This window comes from Ralstonia sp. VS2407, assembly GCF_052950655.1.
On record NZ_JBRFVG010000009.1, the window covers coordinates 96,228 to 112,656 of the forward strand.

At 63.1% G+C, this 16,429-nt stretch carries 12 protein-coding genes; 3 read left to right on the forward strand and 9 right to left on the reverse strand.

Translation table 11 applies throughout. The annotated features are described in order from the left end of the window. The first annotated feature begins 43 nt into the window (after positions 1 to 43). Together ACU8YE_RS16105 and ACU8YE_RS16110 are read left to right on the forward strand one after the other, a co-directional pair. Positions 44 to 1,387, forward strand: coding sequence for a type IV pilus assembly protein FimV (locus ACU8YE_RS16105; protein ID WP_446929147.1), 1,344 nt, complete (start codon positions 44 to 46; stop codon positions 1,385 to 1,387). A 392-nt stretch (positions 1,388 to 1,779) separates the two neighbouring features. Further along, positions 1,780 to 3,174 (forward strand): NHL repeat-containing protein, encoded by a 1,395-nt coding sequence (locus tag ACU8YE_RS16110; protein WP_260801159.1) that lies wholly within the window; start codon positions 1,780 to 1,782, stop codon positions 3,172 to 3,174. A 126-nt stretch (positions 3,175 to 3,300) separates the two neighbouring features. Here ACU8YE_RS16110 and ACU8YE_RS16115 read toward each other — a convergent pair whose 3' ends face one another. The 4 genes from ACU8YE_RS16115 to ACU8YE_RS16130 all read right to left on the reverse strand — a co-directional run bounded on the left by ACU8YE_RS16115 (position 3,301) and on the right by ACU8YE_RS16130 (position 10,641). Further along, positions 3,301 to 4,497: a hypothetical protein gene (locus tag ACU8YE_RS16115; RefSeq protein WP_260801158.1), complete on the reverse strand. Its 1,197-nt coding sequence runs from the start codon at positions 4,495 to 4,497 to the stop codon at positions 3,301 to 3,303. Positions 4,498 to 4,658: 161 nt separating this feature from the next. Next, positions 4,659 to 5,027, reverse strand: coding sequence for a hypothetical protein (locus ACU8YE_RS16120; protein WP_446929148.1), 369 nt, complete (start codon positions 5,025 to 5,027; stop codon positions 4,659 to 4,661). Between the two features lie 238 nt (positions 5,028 to 5,265). After that, positions 5,266 to 9,369, reverse strand: coding sequence for a hypothetical protein (locus ACU8YE_RS16125; RefSeq protein ID WP_446929149.1), 4,104 nt, complete (start codon positions 9,367 to 9,369; stop codon positions 5,266 to 5,268). Positions 9,370 to 9,831: 462 nt separating this feature from the next. Then, entirely contained in the window at positions 9,832 to 10,641 is an 810-nt protein-coding gene (locus tag ACU8YE_RS16130; protein ID WP_446929150.1) for an MFS transporter, read from the reverse strand. 18 nt (positions 10,642 to 10,659) lie between these two features. Here ACU8YE_RS16130 and ACU8YE_RS16135 point away from each other — a divergent pair, with 18 nt between their 5' ends. Beyond that, on the forward strand, positions 10,660 to 10,842 hold the full coding sequence (locus ACU8YE_RS16135) for a helix-turn-helix domain-containing protein (protein WP_446929151.1): 183 nt from the start codon (positions 10,660 to 10,662) through the stop codon (positions 10,840 to 10,842). Here the strand turns inward: ACU8YE_RS16135 and ACU8YE_RS16140 are convergent. The 5 genes from ACU8YE_RS16140 to ACU8YE_RS16160 form a co-directional block, all read right to left on the reverse strand. After that, entirely contained in the window at positions 10,819 to 12,180 is a 1,362-nt protein-coding gene (locus ACU8YE_RS16140) for an MFS transporter (RefSeq protein ID WP_232038770.1), read from the reverse strand. The genes ACU8YE_RS16135 and ACU8YE_RS16140 overlap by 24 nt on opposite strands. A 590-nt stretch (positions 12,181 to 12,770) precedes the next feature. Next, positions 12,771 to 13,163: a RidA family protein gene (locus ACU8YE_RS16145; RefSeq protein WP_027679568.1), complete on the reverse strand. Its 393-nt coding sequence runs from the start codon at positions 13,161 to 13,163 to the stop codon at positions 12,771 to 12,773. Positions 13,164 to 13,176: 13 nt separating this feature from the next. Next, the gene (locus ACU8YE_RS16150) at positions 13,177 to 13,608 is read right to left on the reverse strand and encodes an acyl-CoA thioesterase (RefSeq protein WP_260801154.1); all 432 of its coding nucleotides are present in this window, start codon (positions 13,606 to 13,608) and stop codon (positions 13,177 to 13,179) included. Then, entirely contained in the window at positions 13,605 to 15,221 is a 1,617-nt protein-coding gene (locus tag ACU8YE_RS16155; protein WP_446929152.1) for an AMP-binding protein, read from the reverse strand. The genes ACU8YE_RS16150 and ACU8YE_RS16155 overlap by 4 nt, the downstream gene beginning before the upstream one ends. A 31-nt stretch (positions 15,222 to 15,252) precedes the next feature. After that, on the reverse strand, positions 15,253 to 16,428 hold the full coding sequence (locus tag ACU8YE_RS16160; RefSeq protein WP_446929153.1) for an acyl-CoA dehydrogenase family protein: 1,176 nt from the start codon (positions 16,426 to 16,428) through the stop codon (positions 15,253 to 15,255). Position 16,429: the final 1 nt, after the last annotated feature.

Consider the following 16,429-nt stretch of genomic DNA (forward strand, 5'->3'; position numbering starts at 1 on the left):
CCTTTGGGCCTTCTTGCCGGCTGCGCACGCAGTCGAGCTGGGCGTGCTGCATCTGCATTCGAACATTGGCCAGCCGCTTGAGGCTGAAATCGACTTGACGGGGTTGCAGCCGCACGACGCACAAGCGCTGGTGCTGCAGCCCGGCACCCGCGAAAGCTACCTCGCCGCCGGCGTGCCTTACGGCGCAAGCGCAACTTCGCTGCATACGACATTGGTACAGCGGCAAGACGGCAGCTATGTCGTTCGCGTGTACTCGACCGTTCCGCAGGCAGACGCCATTGCGGATATCGTCGTGCGCCTTGCGGGGCCAGGTGGAAACACGCTGGCGACCTATACGGTGTTGCTCAGTCCGCCGGGCGCGGCAAGCGCCCCCACCACGTTCCTGCAGACGCAACGCAAATCGGCGCCCGTTTCGGGAGTGTCGCCGCCCAGCAGTGCACCGGCACACCGCCCGCAGACGCAAGCAGTGGCAGTCGCATCGGCTCCCGCCGTCAACACGGCAGACGGCGCGCATCCATCGGCTGCCGCCACGGTGCCGTCTGCAGGTGAAGACGACAGGCACGCCGAAGCCGTCTACACCGTCAAAGCGGGCGACAGCCTCTCACAGATCGCGCTCGGCACCGTGCAGAATCGGGCGGACGTGTCCGCCGGACAAGCCGCGCTGGCGCTTTACCGGAGCAATCCGCACGCCTTCATTGGTGGAAACATCAACCAACTGCGCGTCGGCGCCACGCTACGTGTGCCCACGGCAGAGGAAGCAACGGCGGTGGCAAGCGTTGAAGCCAAACGCCAGCTCCGCTTGCTGACGCAGACTGCGGCTACCGACCGCGCACCGCCTGTGCCCGAGGCAAATGCCAACGCCATCGCCGGCAGTCGGCCACCTTCGGTGCCAGCCAATGCAGCGGACAAAAACACGCTGCGCATTTCCGCTACAGGCACGCAAGAGCAGGCGAAGGTGGAACAGCTCAACGAGGAGTTGGTTGCAGCCCGGCAGGCGATCCATGAGCTCGAATCGCGCCTTGCGCAAGTTGAGCAGAACCTGGCCGATATGCGGCGGCTCGCGGCCTTGAAGAATGCCTCGGCACAGCCTGCCGCAGCATCGGCGACGGCCGGGGAAGAGAGCCACACGCCAGACGGTGGGCTTGCAAGCCGCAGTCCGATTACGACCGATGACCCGGCACCCTGGAAGCGTGCCCACATCATCGGCCCAGTCTTGGGAGTGTTGCTGGCTTTGCTGATGGCCGCCTTGATGCTCTACCGAATGCGCATGCGCAAGGTTCAATCTGCGCTGGCTGCGATCTACACCCAACTCCACGATAACGGCGATCCGCTGACCGAGCGCGGCCCGCGCGCCCGACACAATAACGAGACGGTGTCATCACGGTAGATCGCAGAGGACGTGGAACTTGGGGGCAACAGGAAGCGCATGCACCGCGAGCCCGCCGCATCACGCATGCCGCTGCATGTGCAGCGTCGTATGTATACGGCGCCCTCACATTGGACGCCCAGGCAGTGGAAACCCCCACGCAAACGTTTTTTCTAGAAAGAGCCGCTTCAGATCGTCTGATCCGCGTCGATCTAAAACGAGCCCTGATACTTCCAGCCAAGCGTCAAAGCGAGGGGGGCACGCAAATGCTCAATCGTTTGCGTCACATTGCCGAGTCTGGCGTCATATCGGAGATGGGTCTATATGGCGGCGCAAAAGGCACATGCCGCGCCCCTGATCGCTGGGGTCGATGGCCCAATCCAACCTGATCGACGTCTAGCCAGCACCAAGCCATGCCCTCCGCGTGCCCTCCGCTTCTGAAAGCCATCCCGATTTGCCTGATCCTGGCCGCATGCGGCGGTGGCGGCGATGCGGCCACCACGCCACCCCCCAGCGCAACGCAGCCGGGCGCGCCAATTGGAGCACCGGTCGGCCCGGTGGCCCCAACGGCCCCGGCCACTTACTCCATTGCGGGAACGGTCACAGGCTTGCTCGATTACGGCAGCCTCACGTTGCTTAACAACGGTGCGGATCCGATTGTCCAAGCCACCGACGGCGGCTTCAGCTTTTCCGTTTCCGTAGCGGCAGGCGGCGCCTACGCTGTCTCCGTCAACGCCGAACCGCTTTGGCAGTCCTGCGCCGTTGCAAACGGCAGCGGGCTGGCCAACGGTAATGTCAATAACGTGAGCGTGAACTGTGCTGTCGCACAATCGATGGTGTCCACCATCGCCGGTTCGACGACTGCGGGGTATGCAAACGGCACGGGTTCGGCTGCGTCGTTCCGACAGCCGAGCGGTGTTGCACGGGACGCCTCTGGCAACCTGTATGTAGCGGATTACGCCAACCACGTCATTCGCAAAATCGCACCGGGCGGCGTCGTCACGACCCTGGCGGGCACGGGCAGCCCGGGCCACGTCGATGGCATGGCGGGCAGCGCCAAGTTCGCGACGCCTGTCGGCATTGCCGTGGCGGCCAGCGGCAACATCTATGTGACGGAGTTCTACGGCAACGATATTCGAATGATCACGCCGGGCGGCATCGTGACGACGCTTGCCGGGTCGGCAACGGCGGGGAGCGCCGACGGCATCGGCGCAAGCGCCTCATTCAACAACCCGCTGGGCATCGCGGTGGATGCCAACGAAAACGTCTACGTGGCGGATTACAGCAACAACATGATCCGCAAGATCACGCCAGCCGGCGTGGTGACCACACTGGCCGGCACGACAACAGCGGGCAGCAACAATGGCGCGGCCGCGCTCGCCACCTTCAACGGCCCGTCGGGCATCGCGCTCTCTCCGTCTGGCACGCTGTATGTGGCGGAGTGGTTCAACAGCGATATCCGGCAGATATCGCCGGCAGGTGTCGTCTCGACATTGGCGGGCTCCGGCGCGGCCGGCAGTGATGACGGCGTGGGTACCGCGGCAACGTTCTCGCTCCCGGTGGGCCTCGCGATCGGCACCAACGGCGTGCTTTATGTCGCCGACGACGGCAACAACCTGATCCGCATGGTGACCCCGGCGGGCGTGGTTGCTACCCTGGCGGGCTCCATCAACGCGGGCAGCACCGACGGCCCTGGGAGCACCGCGATGTTCAATCAACCCTCCGGGATCGCGGTCGACACAAACGGCAACCTGTACGTTGCCGACCTGGCAAACAACATGATCCGCTACGTCGCACCCACCCCATAGCGAAGCTCGGCGTACCGCTGCGCACGCCCGCCGCGACTTGGAACGTGTCATGCCCGGCGTCGCTTGGCCACGCCGGGCGTGCTGAACCGCACTTGAGACAAAGGATGTCTCTGGCGGGCACCTCACTTACTGCACGCCAACACCACCGTACGACAGGTACTGGCCGAACAGGCGCGCAAACTGGCCGCCATCGGTGTTGATATTTGTCGAATACGTGCCGCCACCGCCGAAGACGATCGCGAACGTATGCAGGCCGCCGTATTCCCACGGGTTGCGCAACATGTAGTCGACGTGATTGTCACGGTAGTGGTTGGGGGTGCCACCCGGCGTGTCGGACGGCACACCCAACGGCGTCTGCCACCACAGGATCGGCAGCCCATTGCCCAGCGCATCGCGGTAGGCTGCGACCTTGTTCTGCTCCTGGTGGAAGTTCGGCGTCTGCACGTTGTTCTCGTCCAGATAGAACGGGCCGGTGCGGCCCATGCATTCGCCAACTGCGGCGGCCTCGAGGCAGCCGGCATCACGGTCGCCAGCCTGGGCGACGATGAAGTCAGCCTGGTTCGCGCCGACTGCCTGCATTTCCTTGCCGATCACGTCGGGCGTGCCAGTCCAGAACGAGGGCGGGAACCCGAGCAACGCCTTGGGTGCGTGCCAGCGGCCCATCGACACCAGGCACATGCCGATGCCAGCTGCGGTATTGGGCAGCCAGCTGCATTCCTGCTGGTTGTTCACAGAGGCAGCAAGCTGCGCCGGATCATGATTGGGCGCCTTCGACCACACGTAGCCCCAGAAATCCGGCTCCAGATTGACCAGCACCGGCGTACCCAGTGCGTTGATGCGGTCATACATCATGCGCACTTGCGACCAGTAGCTGTTCATGAACGTCGCGTCGTTGATGCCGCTGATGTTGCCGTCGCCATTGGAGGCCATCTGGTAAAGCGTGAACATCGGCGTTGCGCCCATGCCCTGGACGCGCTGCGCGGTGTAGGTCACGTAGGCGCCGTCCGTGTTCCAGTTAGGCCAGGCGTTTTGTCCGACGCCAACCAGGTAGGTATCGACGATGTCGGGGCGAATATTCTGCGCTTTCATGTCATCGGTGGACTGACCGGAACCCAAGCCGACCTGCAGGCGCGGCACGCGACCCATCTTGTTGAGGATGGCGGTTGCGGGGGCGCTCTCGGTGCCCTGCGTGTGTTTGAGCCCCCCCTGGCTGGCACCCGGCTGGGTCGTTGCCGACGCACTGCTCGTCGCCTGCGTGCCCGCGCTACCACCGCTCGTGCCGTCGCCTTCGCCCCCGCAACCGAACAGCGCAAGCGAAATCAAAGCGGCCGCCGCATACCGATGAGAATATCCGCGCCCCTTCCTGCCCGAATCTGCCGCATAGCGCGCTTCTCGCGCATTGCCTGCACCACCCTCTTTTTTCATGATCCCGACCTCGCCAAATTTGTTTAATATTTGAATCCAGCGGCGCATACATCCGCCCTTCAATTACTTACAAAATACGCAAGCATAACAAACATCAAAACTTTTAAATAAAGTTGATGTTCCATATAAACATGATCAGAACGTATGCCAACCACCATGGCGAGACTACCATCGCTTGGTGCGCATGAATGACGGGTGAGGTTAATTGAAGTTTTTTTTGAAGGAACCAATGCGATACGAAAGTATTGATTGGTATTTTTTTCAAAACTCGGTTCATCGCGATTGCTGCGGCAATATGCAGAACGAGGGCGAACGTTCTTCGCGTGATCGACGTGGTGCTGAAGGCCGGAGCGTTGGAGCTGCGCCATCCAAAGAAAGAAAGCCCCAGGCAGCTTGTAACCGCCCGGGGCTTCTTGACCGCTCTTCACGGAGGCACGTGAATCATGGCTACCGGCTAGTTTATCGGAGCATTGCCTGCGAACGAACATCGATGAGATTAATTGAACAATGTGAGCATCACCGTCATGAAGCTTTCATCATTTAATTCACCAAGCGATTTAACAACGCGATCGTAATGTTGAATGACCGTTGACCGGACAAGAAGAGCGCATACCAAGGCCGGTTCAATACGGAGGGCGCCCAGCAGCATTCGATGTGTTATTCCAGTCAGGTGGACGATGTCTCGGATGCCTGTGGTTTGGCGGTCGAAGTCGTCGCCGCAGTCACTTCCGGCAACACCACCGCCTTTTGACGGCTTGAGCCGGAGCCCGTGCTGACCGGCCGCTCCTGCACACGGGACCCGACCGATTGCGGCTTGGGCTTGCGCTGCCCAAACAGCTTGCTGGACAGACTGCCGGACTTCTTGGGAGCGGAAGCAATGCCGGCCTTCGCATCCATTTGCTGTTTCAACCGCTCCAGATGCGCGCGTGTGTCGTCGGGTCGCGAACGCGGCGGAGACATGGCCAACATGTCGGCAAGCGACGAAGACCGCTGCCCGCGCGGCGGGACGGAAGCCGATTCGCGGTCGACCTCTTCGTCCGCTCGTTCGATTTCGGAACGCGCACCTTGCACGCTCTGATACAGCGGTATGTCCGAAGAACCCTGGCGCTGCAGCGGGCGAGTCGATGGCGGCACGCGGGGCGGGTCTTGTGTTGCCGCTGAATGAGGCGGCGTGTTCTGACCTTCTTTCAACTGCGCTTCGTACTCTTTCAGCAGCTTGGCATCGATCGTATCGAACACGATCTGCCGCTCAACCTTGAGCCCGGTGTTCTGCGTCAGGCGCAGCCCCGCATTGACGTTGAACCCGTCGGCCTCGCTGTATTTTTCGTAAGCACGCAAGCCGATCGGCATCCAGGAATTGGGGGCGTTGATGGTCTTCGTGTAGGACGCAGCAAGCTGCTCGTGCAGCTTGGTCTCGCTTTGCGGCGTCACCAGCGAAAGCTGCTGCAGATCGTTGAGCGTTTTCGCAGCATCCGCGGTGAGGGCGCGCCGCACAAAGAAGGCGTTGTAAGGGCTGTCGAGCAGCCGCGCCGTATCGAGGTTGTCGTTGACCGCCTTGAGACCCTTCGCCAGGCCGCCATCCGGATCGTTCCGGTGCGGATAGGCAAAGAATTTCACCCACTCCTGCTTGGTGGCTTCAACATACCGGGCGTAGTCGTGGAAGCTGTCGAACTCGAAATCGGCCACCGACTTTGTCGGCAGCACGTTGTCTCGATCGATCGCCAGGCGCAGCTTCACGTTCGTGCCACGCTCCTTGACCACCGCGCCCCCACCGAAGAGATCGGCCGACGTATTACCAGTCGTGCCAGTCACTGCCGATGTGGTGAGCCCGAGGTTGACCTTGTGCCGACTCAGCTTCTGCTCGCGCAGGTTGGCAATCCGGTAGGTGCCGGTGGCGTCGAGCTGCTTGAATGTCGACAGCCATTGCTTCTCGAACGAGTAGCCCAGGCTCGTGCCAAGAGCGCCAGTCTCTTGCTGGCTTTTACGGTGCTGGCCGGGGTTGAGCAGCTTGGTGACGGACACACCGATCCCGACCGACATCTCGCTGCGATGCGCGCGCGTCTTCTGGTTGATCCAGCTGAGCGAGAGATCGTGCTCGGCATAGAACTCGCTGGCAAAGGCGTGGAAAAGCGCGTCTGCGTCGGGCATGCCCTCAGGCGAGCGGCGCCGGGCATCCGCGGCCGAGAACATGAAGTCGGTGACGCGCGAGAACAGCGCGCGGACTTCCGCATCTTTGGCCGCCGTCCGGCGCGGGATGCGGACCATGATGCCGGTGGCATCCGTGCGCTCGTGCTCGTACGGGTTCACGTCGACGTTGGCACCCGTGCGGCAGCATTTGAACAGCTTGGCACCAAAGAAGCAGCCCGCGCCGATGCGGCCACGGTGGCGCTTTTCCGTGCCGATAAACAACTCGGCGGCGTGGACGGGGTACGACATGGAGACCGCCGCTTCGCGCCCTTTCTCATAACGCAGATCGACACGGGCATTGCCGGCCACCGGCACGCCCAGCAGCCGCTTCTTGGCGTTGACGAGCGCCTTGGTAATGCCCTTGGTACTGAACCCGCCGGTGGTGCCGCGACTGAACCGCACCGTGTTGCCACCCGGAATCGTTTTGAGGTAATCCACCAGCATGGCACGCACGCTGTGCTGGGATCTGTCTGCGGGGGCCAGCGGCGGCGCCGTGGCAATTTTTCGGGCCGCCTCCATTGCCTTTTGGAAGGGCTCGGGCTGCTCGACATTGAGGAAATTTGCAAGCGCATGCACATCTTCAAAGCCAAGGCGCACATTGCCAAGATGCTGCCGGACGTTTGCAATCGCCTGTTCAAGGGCCTCGGGCGAGCCCGATGTCACCTTGTGAGCAGCATCCTCCGTGAACTTGCGAATACGCTGCTCAACCGCTTCCGGCAACGCTGCTGGCGAAAATTCGCGGCCGAGCACGAGCTGATGCCCTTGGCGGGCGGCCTGGTGCTCGGGCATCCAGTCTTCAAGCGCGACCCGCAGCGCGATCCACTGGCAATGGGTATCGCTCAACGTTTCCGGGCGAGTGGGCGCCCCCTCTCCGGAGGCAGCCTCAGCGGGCGGGGTGCTACCGCAAAGGCGTTCCATCTCGACAGCCACCGCCTGCACCACTTCATTGACCGCCGGCTTCGCCAGCTCGGCCATCAACGCTTTCTGCTCGTTCGCCAGGACGGCGCGATCGCCCTGCGCCATACCAGAGCGCGCCGCAGAGAGCGGCGATTTGTGGTGGCTTGGCAATGTCGCGCGCCGGTCGTCGTCCATCCGGTCAACCCAGGCAAGCGACTTGAACATACGCGCCTTGAACTGGCTCAGGTCGGAACCTGGTCCGTCGTCAGTGAAGCCGTTGCGCCATGCGACCAGATCACTCTTGTCGGCGGCGCTCAACGTCGACGGTCCTACACCGTGGATGAGCTTAGCGCTTGCGTCGCTGACGCGCTGGGCGAAATTCGTCGCGCTCGACACGGCCTCGTGTGGGGCAAGCCGCGCCGCAATCAGTGCCTCCGGGGTCGGCTTGGCCTTCAGCGCTGCGGCAATCACAGCGCCCGCCTGCAGATGGACGCGCAGGTTTCCTTGAGCGGTTGCGTCAAGATTGCGGTTGCCGGTGGCGGCGACCATTGCCTCGAAATTGCCGGTGGTCGCGGCATGCTGTAGGGCGCCCCACGCAACGGCTCGCCCCGTTTCGGCATGCTTGAGCTGCTGGTCGTGTGCGTGCAGGTGCGCCGGCGTCGAAACCACCGAGATCATCGCCTCCTGCGCCTCGCGTATTTTCTCGGCGGTGTGGGCGGAAACTTCAACCGCACCCTTTTGCGCGTGCGCAGGCGGTTGCGAGCCGATTTCATCGGCCACCGCTTCGAGCGTCGCCAAGCATGCGGCAGCCGCCTCGGCGTTGCGCGCATCGAACTGCGCGTGGCTGTCGCGCACACCCGGCCAATCGGCAAGGGCCTGCGGCGCCTGTCGTGCCGCCCCGCGCATGGCGATGGGGAAATCGCGCACCGTCTGGATGAAGGTCTGCAGCGCCTTCACGTCGATCGCGTGTGACGGCGCCGAAGACTCGCCGCCCGAACCCGCGCCCGTGGTGCACCGGCTTGCCATCAAGGCATCGCGCGTCTGCTCCATCGCGCCACGCAGGGCAAGGATATGGGAGTCGCGCGATGTCTCGGAATGCGTTTTCGCATGTCCGATTTCGGCGCCCAGGTCCGCATGCTTCAGATAAGAGAAGACGTCGCCATTGAGCTTTGTGGCGTTCTCCGGGTCGAGACGTTCCTTGGCCGACACAAGCGCCAGCGATACCGCCATGGCGACGGCGGGCGAATGCGCCGCAGCCATCTCCTGCACCCCAGCCACGAATGCCTCCGGTTCGCTGCTGATTTTTGCAGCCAGGGCTTGCCCTTGCGCAGAATCCCAGTAGGCAATGACATCATCAACGTGCTGCAGCGCTTGCGCCCCCTGCATCTGGCCACCGTGGAGACTGGCGCTGGCATTGGTGATCGCCGAAATCTGGGTGCGCAGCCCCGTCATTGCCTGATTGAGCGCCTGCTCCGTTCTACGTGCCGAACCCGAAGGGCTGCCGGGCTGCGGCGCATCCTCGCGCGCGGCGGCGATCCGCGCCGCAGCTTGCTTGACGTGCGCGAAATCACGCAACGTAGTGGGCCTGCCGGCCCGCGAGTGGGCGCTAAACGGCGTGTTCCAGTCGAGCCGGCTCGCGCCGTCCTTCGTCACGCCACTGAATGTGCTTTTGACTTGCGCACGCATTGCCTTGCCTATCCGTTTCGCTATGCCGACGTTGGCCTGCGGTGCGCCCGGCAGCGCTGGCGGCGCTGGCGGTGCCTTCTTCAACCCGTCAAGTTCGCCGCGCCGGCGAGACGCCTGTCTGGCAGATGTGGATGGCGTATTCGTCTCGCCGCCAGTCGCTTGGGACGACGAGGGATGGGCGGCAGGCGCACTGGACGAGATGCAGGGCAGTTTGAGTGGCATGGGGCGGCAGAACACATTGAACCAGGTTGGAACGCGTTCAAGTCTGCTTGCACCAAGGTGAGGCCGACGTGCACCGTCCGAACCCGCGGCATCTAAAGCGAAGCTTGGTGGGCCGCGCGATTTCATCTGCACAGGCCACGTGATCTTCGACCATGCACCGCGCACCTTCAATCATCCGCTTCAGCAAGTCAGGAGATTCCTCGCCTCGAATCTGTCTTCCGGATGGCGCAAAAAGCCGAGTCAGGCGTGGGGGTGGGATACCAGGGAATGAACCTGGCCGGGCGCCGCAAATGTGCGAAGTCCAACGCGTGCGGCCACCAGGAAGCAAACGCCCGACAGGATGGCCAGCACGTCGGTGCCCAATAGCACGAAGGTCAGGGGCGCTGGGGCTCCCGATCGGGCGAGCCGATCGCTGATCAGGCCGACCGCGAGGTTGCCGAGCGTGATGGCAAACACATTGATCAGCAGCATGCTCAAACCGGAGATCGTCCCACGCATGTGCACAGGCACCTGGTTCAGGATGACCGTGTTGGTCGGGCCATACAGTGCCAACGGCAGGAAAAAGCCAGCGCACATACCCATGTAGAACAACGCCGAGCCGGGGGGCGCGAAGCGATACGCAATCATCAGCGGGCCGCAGATGGCGACAAGCAACACCATGAAACCCACATGTCCGCCCCGCATGCGCTTGGCGAGGCGATCACCCATGACACCGCCCGCGACCGATCCAATGGTGCCGACAATCAGTTGCAGCGTGCCGATGGTCCGCGCGATGGCGGCGGCATCGAATCCACGCTCACGCACGAGCCACAACTGCGCAAATGACAAGCCGGCAAACACCATGTGCACCAGCACAAAGCCAATCGTCACCGCCAGCAAGGCCGGATTGCCAGCCAGCACGCGCAACGCGCCGCGCATTTGCGTAAAGAAAGGTGCGCCCCGCTGTTGCGGGCCGGCACTCTTGGGCGCCTCTTTCATGCAGGCGAGCGATACAGCGATCACCACGCCGACAACCCCGAGCACCTGAAATGTGGAGCGCTCGAGCGCCAATGCGCGGAGATCTCGGGCTTGCTGGGCTTCTCGGAACCCAGTGCTTTCACCCGCTGGTTCAAGGCGACGTTCGGCTGCAGCCCGACGCAGTACCGCGTGTCTGCAGCCAGCGCGCCCGGTAAAGAAGGATCGTCCGAAGCAAACCGGACGATCAGAGAGAAGGAACGAAGCGGGCGCTTAGTGACCGACTATCTCGGTTGAGCGAATCCCTGTTGGCTCCGACTTCTGCGGAAGCGCGCGCTGTTTGATGAAGAGAGCGACACACGCGATCAAGCCCGCAATGGCAATGATTGAGAAGATGCCGCTGAACCCGACTTGTTGACGAGTGAGCTCTGCCACAAGATAGGAACCGGCTATGCCACCAAACCGCCCAATTCCAAGCATCCAAGCAACGCCTGTAGCCCGACCTTGCGTCGGGTAAAAAGCGGCGGCCAGCGCGGGCATAGACGACTGTGCTGTGTTCATCAGAACGCCGGCAGCAAAAACAACAACAACGAGCAGTCCGACGTTGCCAACGGCCTGGCCAATGCCATACACGGTCAGGGCAGTCAGCGCATAGCAAGTTGCAATCACCCGATTGGCGTTGAATCTGTCCATTAGGGCGCCGCACAGAACGGCCCCAATGCCGCCCAGCGGGAAGAGCGCAGAAATCAACGTTGCAGCCTTTGGCGTGAGCCCGGCCTCCTTCAAGAGAATGGGCATCCAATTGATAGAGGCATAAAAGATCACCAGCCCCATAAAGTACGCCAACCAAAGCATGATCGATCCGACAACATAGGATCGGGACAGAACCAACGCAATACCGCCTTGGCCCGATGGAGCCTGGGTCTGCTCGGTCATGAAGAACGATGACGCGTCGTGCGCGGCCACATTGATCTTCGCCAACGTACGGCGAATCTTCTCCACGGATTGGCTCTTCGCAATCATGTAGCGAACTGACTCCGGCAAATGCGACACCAGCAGCAGGAGCAACACTAGCGGCGCAACACCGCCCAGCATGAGAACGCTACGCCAGCCGAAATGCGGAATCATCCAGGCGGCCAAGAACCCTCCGAACGCGGCACCTAGAGGGAAGCCGCAAAACATCAGGTTCACAATGACCGCGCGGCGTTTGTCAGGACAGAATTCGCTCATCAGGGTCACTGCGTTCGGCATTGCGGCACCAAGCCCGATACCGGTTACGAAGCGCAACGCTGTCAGGTTCGTGATGCTGCTCGCATACGCAGATGCGAGGCAAGCGACACCGAAGACCAGCACAGAGACGATCAACATAAGGCGGCGCCCGATCCGGTCTGACAGTGGGCCGGCGACGAGAGCACCCACTGCCAAGCCAAAGAGCGCGGCACTCAAAACGGGGGCTAGAGCTGGGCGCGAAATGCCCCACTCCGACACAAGCGATGGCGCAATGAAGCCTATGGCCGCTGTGTCAAAGCCATCCAACAGGACGATAAAGAAACACATCCCAAAGATAAGCCACTGGAACGGGCCGAACCGGCTGCCATTGATGATGCTCTGTGCGTCGACGTTAGATTGACTCATGGTGTTTCCAAGAGATAAGCCGCAACAATCCGTGCCGGCTTTCAACAGGCTCCAAGGAGCGCTATGGCTTGAACGGACGGTCAATGCTTCATAGGAATGGACCAAGGCATACCGCCTCTACCAGCACCATCCCTTCGCTTCACTGACAAGCGAGAAGTTCTAATTACGAACACTTGTTCTCAAAATGAACTTCATGCTAGGGTAGGCATGCGTCCATCGAAACTCGGGATAACCCGCACAGGAAACGCTCCCCATTGGAATGGGCACTGCCTGGACGGGGATATGTCCGGTGCCGTTGATTCGTCCGTTGAGGCGTTTTCATTGCTCGACGTGCGAACTCGACGGATGTCACCCAGCGTCGGACTGCAGATGATCGCCCTCTGAGCAGTCACACCGGCGCGGACGAAAGGCCGGCACAACGTTCCTGTTTAGGGAAAAGCCTGCTTAAGCCTGCCCGGCTACCGGACGCCTCCTGCATCTCATCTTTGATTAGCCCTAGCAGGGAAGAAAAAGCCGGTCGAAGATGACCGGCCATCGCGATCCGCGGCGGCAAAGCGCGCGCCACGGCTTCCAGGGGGCACCAAAAACGGCTAATCCGGCACCACCGCCGTCACCTCAATTTCCACCTTCGCCCGGTCTTCCACCAGCGCGGCCACTTCCACTGCCGTCATCGCAATGCTGAAGCTGCCGATCAGTTCGCGGAACGCCTTGCCGATCTCGGGGTAGGCCGCCACGTAGGCCTTCTTGTCGGTCACGTACCACGTCATGCGCACGATGTGCTCGGGCTTGGCGTCGCCAGCGGCGAGGACTTCGACGATGTTCTGCAGCGCCTGGCGGACCTGACCGGCCAGGTCATCCGTGTGGAACACGCCCTGCGCATCCCAGCCGATCATGCCGGCCACGAACACCATGCGCCCGCGCGCGGACACACCGTTGGCATAGCCCTTCGGACGCGGCCAGTTGGGAGGGAGGAGTACTTCCATGATGCAATTCCTTCTAGTTCGATTGCGACTGTTGAACGCTCGCCTCGATCGCCTGCCGCACATCGGGCGGCATCGGCATCGCGCGATGCGTATTGAGATCGGTAAACACCAGCACCTGCTGCGAGCGCACGCGCTGTTCGTCGCCGGCCCAGCAATCCAGGTCTAAGGTGAGCGACGCATTGCCCAGCCGCTCCAGTTTCAACTTGAACTGCACATCGTCGCCCATGCGGCTGATGGCGCTGAACTCGCAGTGCAGCTTGACGATGGGCAGGCCGATGCGGCGCGGGCCCAGCATCTGCGCATACGAAACGCCCAGGCCGTCGGTAAACCAGTCTTCGACCAGGCCGTTGAACAGCACGAGGTACTGCGGAAAGTAGACGATGCCGGCCGGGTCGCAGTGTGCAAAGCGGATGCGCGCGGCGCGCTCGAAGTGGTAGTCACTCATGATTTGTCGTGTTCGCGCAGGCGGTAACGCAGCAGTTTGCCGACTTCACTGCGCGGCAGGCTCGCGCGAAACTCGATGGCGCGCGGATACTTGTACGGGGCCACGGTCTGCTTCACGAAGTCCTGCAGCGTCTTGACCATGTCCGGCCCCGCCGTGTGGCCCGGGTGCAATACAACGAACGCCTTGACGATCTGCCCGCGCTCTTCATCGGGCTCCCCGATCACGCCGCACTCGGCCACGGCCGGATGCTGCATCAGCGCGTCTTCCACCTCGGGCGCGGCGATGTTGTAGCCGGAAGAGATGATCATGTCATCGGTGCGCGAGTGGTAGTGGAAGTAGCCTTCCTCGTCCATCACATAGGCATCGCCCGTCAGGTTCCAGCCGTTGCGCACGTAGGCGCGCTGGCGGTCGTCGGCCAAGTAGCGGCAGCCGGTCGGGCCTTGCACCGCCAGGCGGCCCACCGTGCCCGGCGGCACGGGGTTGCCGGCGTCATCCACAACGCGCGCGACATAGCCCGGGACGGCCTTGCCCGTGGCGCCGGGGCGCACGTCGGCATCGGCGGCGGAGATGAAGATATGCAGCATCTCGGTTGCGCCAATGCCGTCAATCAATTCGATGCCGGTGGCGTTCTTCCACAGCGTGCGCGTGGCCACCGGCAGCGCTTCGCCCGCCGACACGCAGCGGCGCAGCGGCGTGGCGCGCAACTCGTCTCCGCGCGCCGCGATGTTGCGGTACGTGGTGGGCGCCGTGAACAGCACCGTCGCGCCAAACGTGCGGATGCCATCGACCAGATCGTTCGGCGATGCCTTCTCCAGCAGCACGGTCGATGCACCCACGCTCATCGGAAACAGCAGCAGGCCGCCGAGGCCAAACGTAAACGCCATCGGCGGGCTGCCGATGAAGATGTCGTCCGCGCGCGGCTTGAGCACATGCGGCGGCCAGCACGCGCAAATGGCCAGGATGTCCCGATGAAAATGCATCGTCGCTTTCGGTACGCCCGTCGTGCCCGACGTGAAGGCGAGCAGGCACGTGTCATCTGCCGCCGTATCCACGTTGGTGAAGGTGTCCGGCTGGCGGGCCATGGCGGCCTCCAGCCCTTCCGGCGTGTCATCGTGAAAGCACAGCATCTGCACAGGCTTGGCCGCTTGCGCCACGGCATCGCGTAGCTCATCGACGAGCCGCGCATCGCACAGTGCGAAGCCGATCTCGCCCTTGCCCAGGATTTGGCCCAGCTCTTTGGCGCGCAGCAGCGGCATGGTCGTCACCGCAATGGCGCCCACTTTCATCACGGCAAACCAGCACGCGGCCAGCATCGGGCTGTTGGGCGAGCGCAGCAGCACGCGGTTGCCCGGCACAACGCCCATCTCATTGACCAGCACGTTCGCGATGCGGTTGGCGTGCGCCTGCAGATCCGCATACGTCCAGCGGATGCCGGGCGCCTGGATGCAGAGGCGGCCGCCCTCGCCTGCAGCAACGCGGCGGTCGAGCAATTCGGTTGCGCAGTTGAGCTGCGGCGGAAACTGCAGCGCCGGCAGGTCGAAGCGATACACCGGTTGCAGCTCCGCTGGCGGCAGCCGGTCGCGGGCGAAGGTGTCGATATGGGCGCTGGGCATGGAGGACTCTCCGTCTCTGGCGTGGGCGTGTTCAGGACTTGGCGGGCGCCGCCGCACGCAGCAGTTCGCGCGCGATGATGAGTTGCTGCACTTCCGTCGCACCTTCGTAGATCCGCAGCGAGCGGATCTCGCGGTACAGGCGCTCGACCGGCTGCTCGCTCACCACGCCCAGGCCGCCCCACATCTGCACGGCGGCGTCGATCACCTGCTGCGCATTCTCGGTGGCGGTCAACTTCGCCATGGCGGCTTCGCGCGTCACGGTGCGGCCCTGGTCGCGCTGCCACGCGGCGCGGTACGTCAGCAGCGCGGCACTGTCGATGGCGGTGGCCATTTGTGCGAGCTTGGCCTGCGTGAGCTGGAAATCGGCCAGCACGCCGCTGAACATCTTGCGCGTGGTGGCGCGCGCCAGCGCTTCGTCCAGCGCGCGGCGCGCAAAGCCCAGCGCGGCTGCGGCCACCGAGGTGCGGAACACATCGAGCGTGCGCATTGCCACCTTGAAGCCCTCGCCTGCCGCGCCCACGCGCTGGCCGGCCGGAATGCGGCAGTTGGTAAAGCGCAGGCGCGCGAGCGGGTGCGGCGCAATGACGTTGATGCGCTCTGCAATCTCAAAGCCCGGCGTACCTGCCTCGACGATGAACGCGCTGATGCCGCGCGAGCCCGGCGCTTCGCCGGTGCGGGCAAACACGACGTAGAAGTCTGCGATGCCGCCGTTGGAAATCCACGTCTTCTCGCCGTCGAGCACATAGTCGGTGCCCTCTTCCCGCGCGGCGCAAGCCATGGCGGCCACATCGGAGCCAGCATCGGGTTCGGACAGCGCAAATGCAGAGATGGCCTCGCCGTGCGCGACCTTCGTCAGATAGCGTTCGCGCTGCTCCGGCGTGCCGTGCAACGAGATGGCGCCCGACCCCAGCCCCTGCATCGCAAAGGCAAAGTCGGCCAGGCCGGAATGCCGCGCCAACGTTTCGCGGATCAGGCAGATGGCGCGCGTGTCGATGGTCTCGGCCGCGCCGCCATGCGCCGTGCCGCCCACGGCGTGGCGCAGCCAGCCACCCTGGCCGAGCAGCTTCACCAGCGCGCGGCATTCGGCATCCACATCGGGACCGTGGTCGTGCGGGATGTGCTTCGTGGCCCAGGCGTCGAGTTCGGCTTCGAGCTGGCGGTGCTTGTCGTCAAAGAAGGGCCACTGCAAATACTCTTTGTCGCTCATC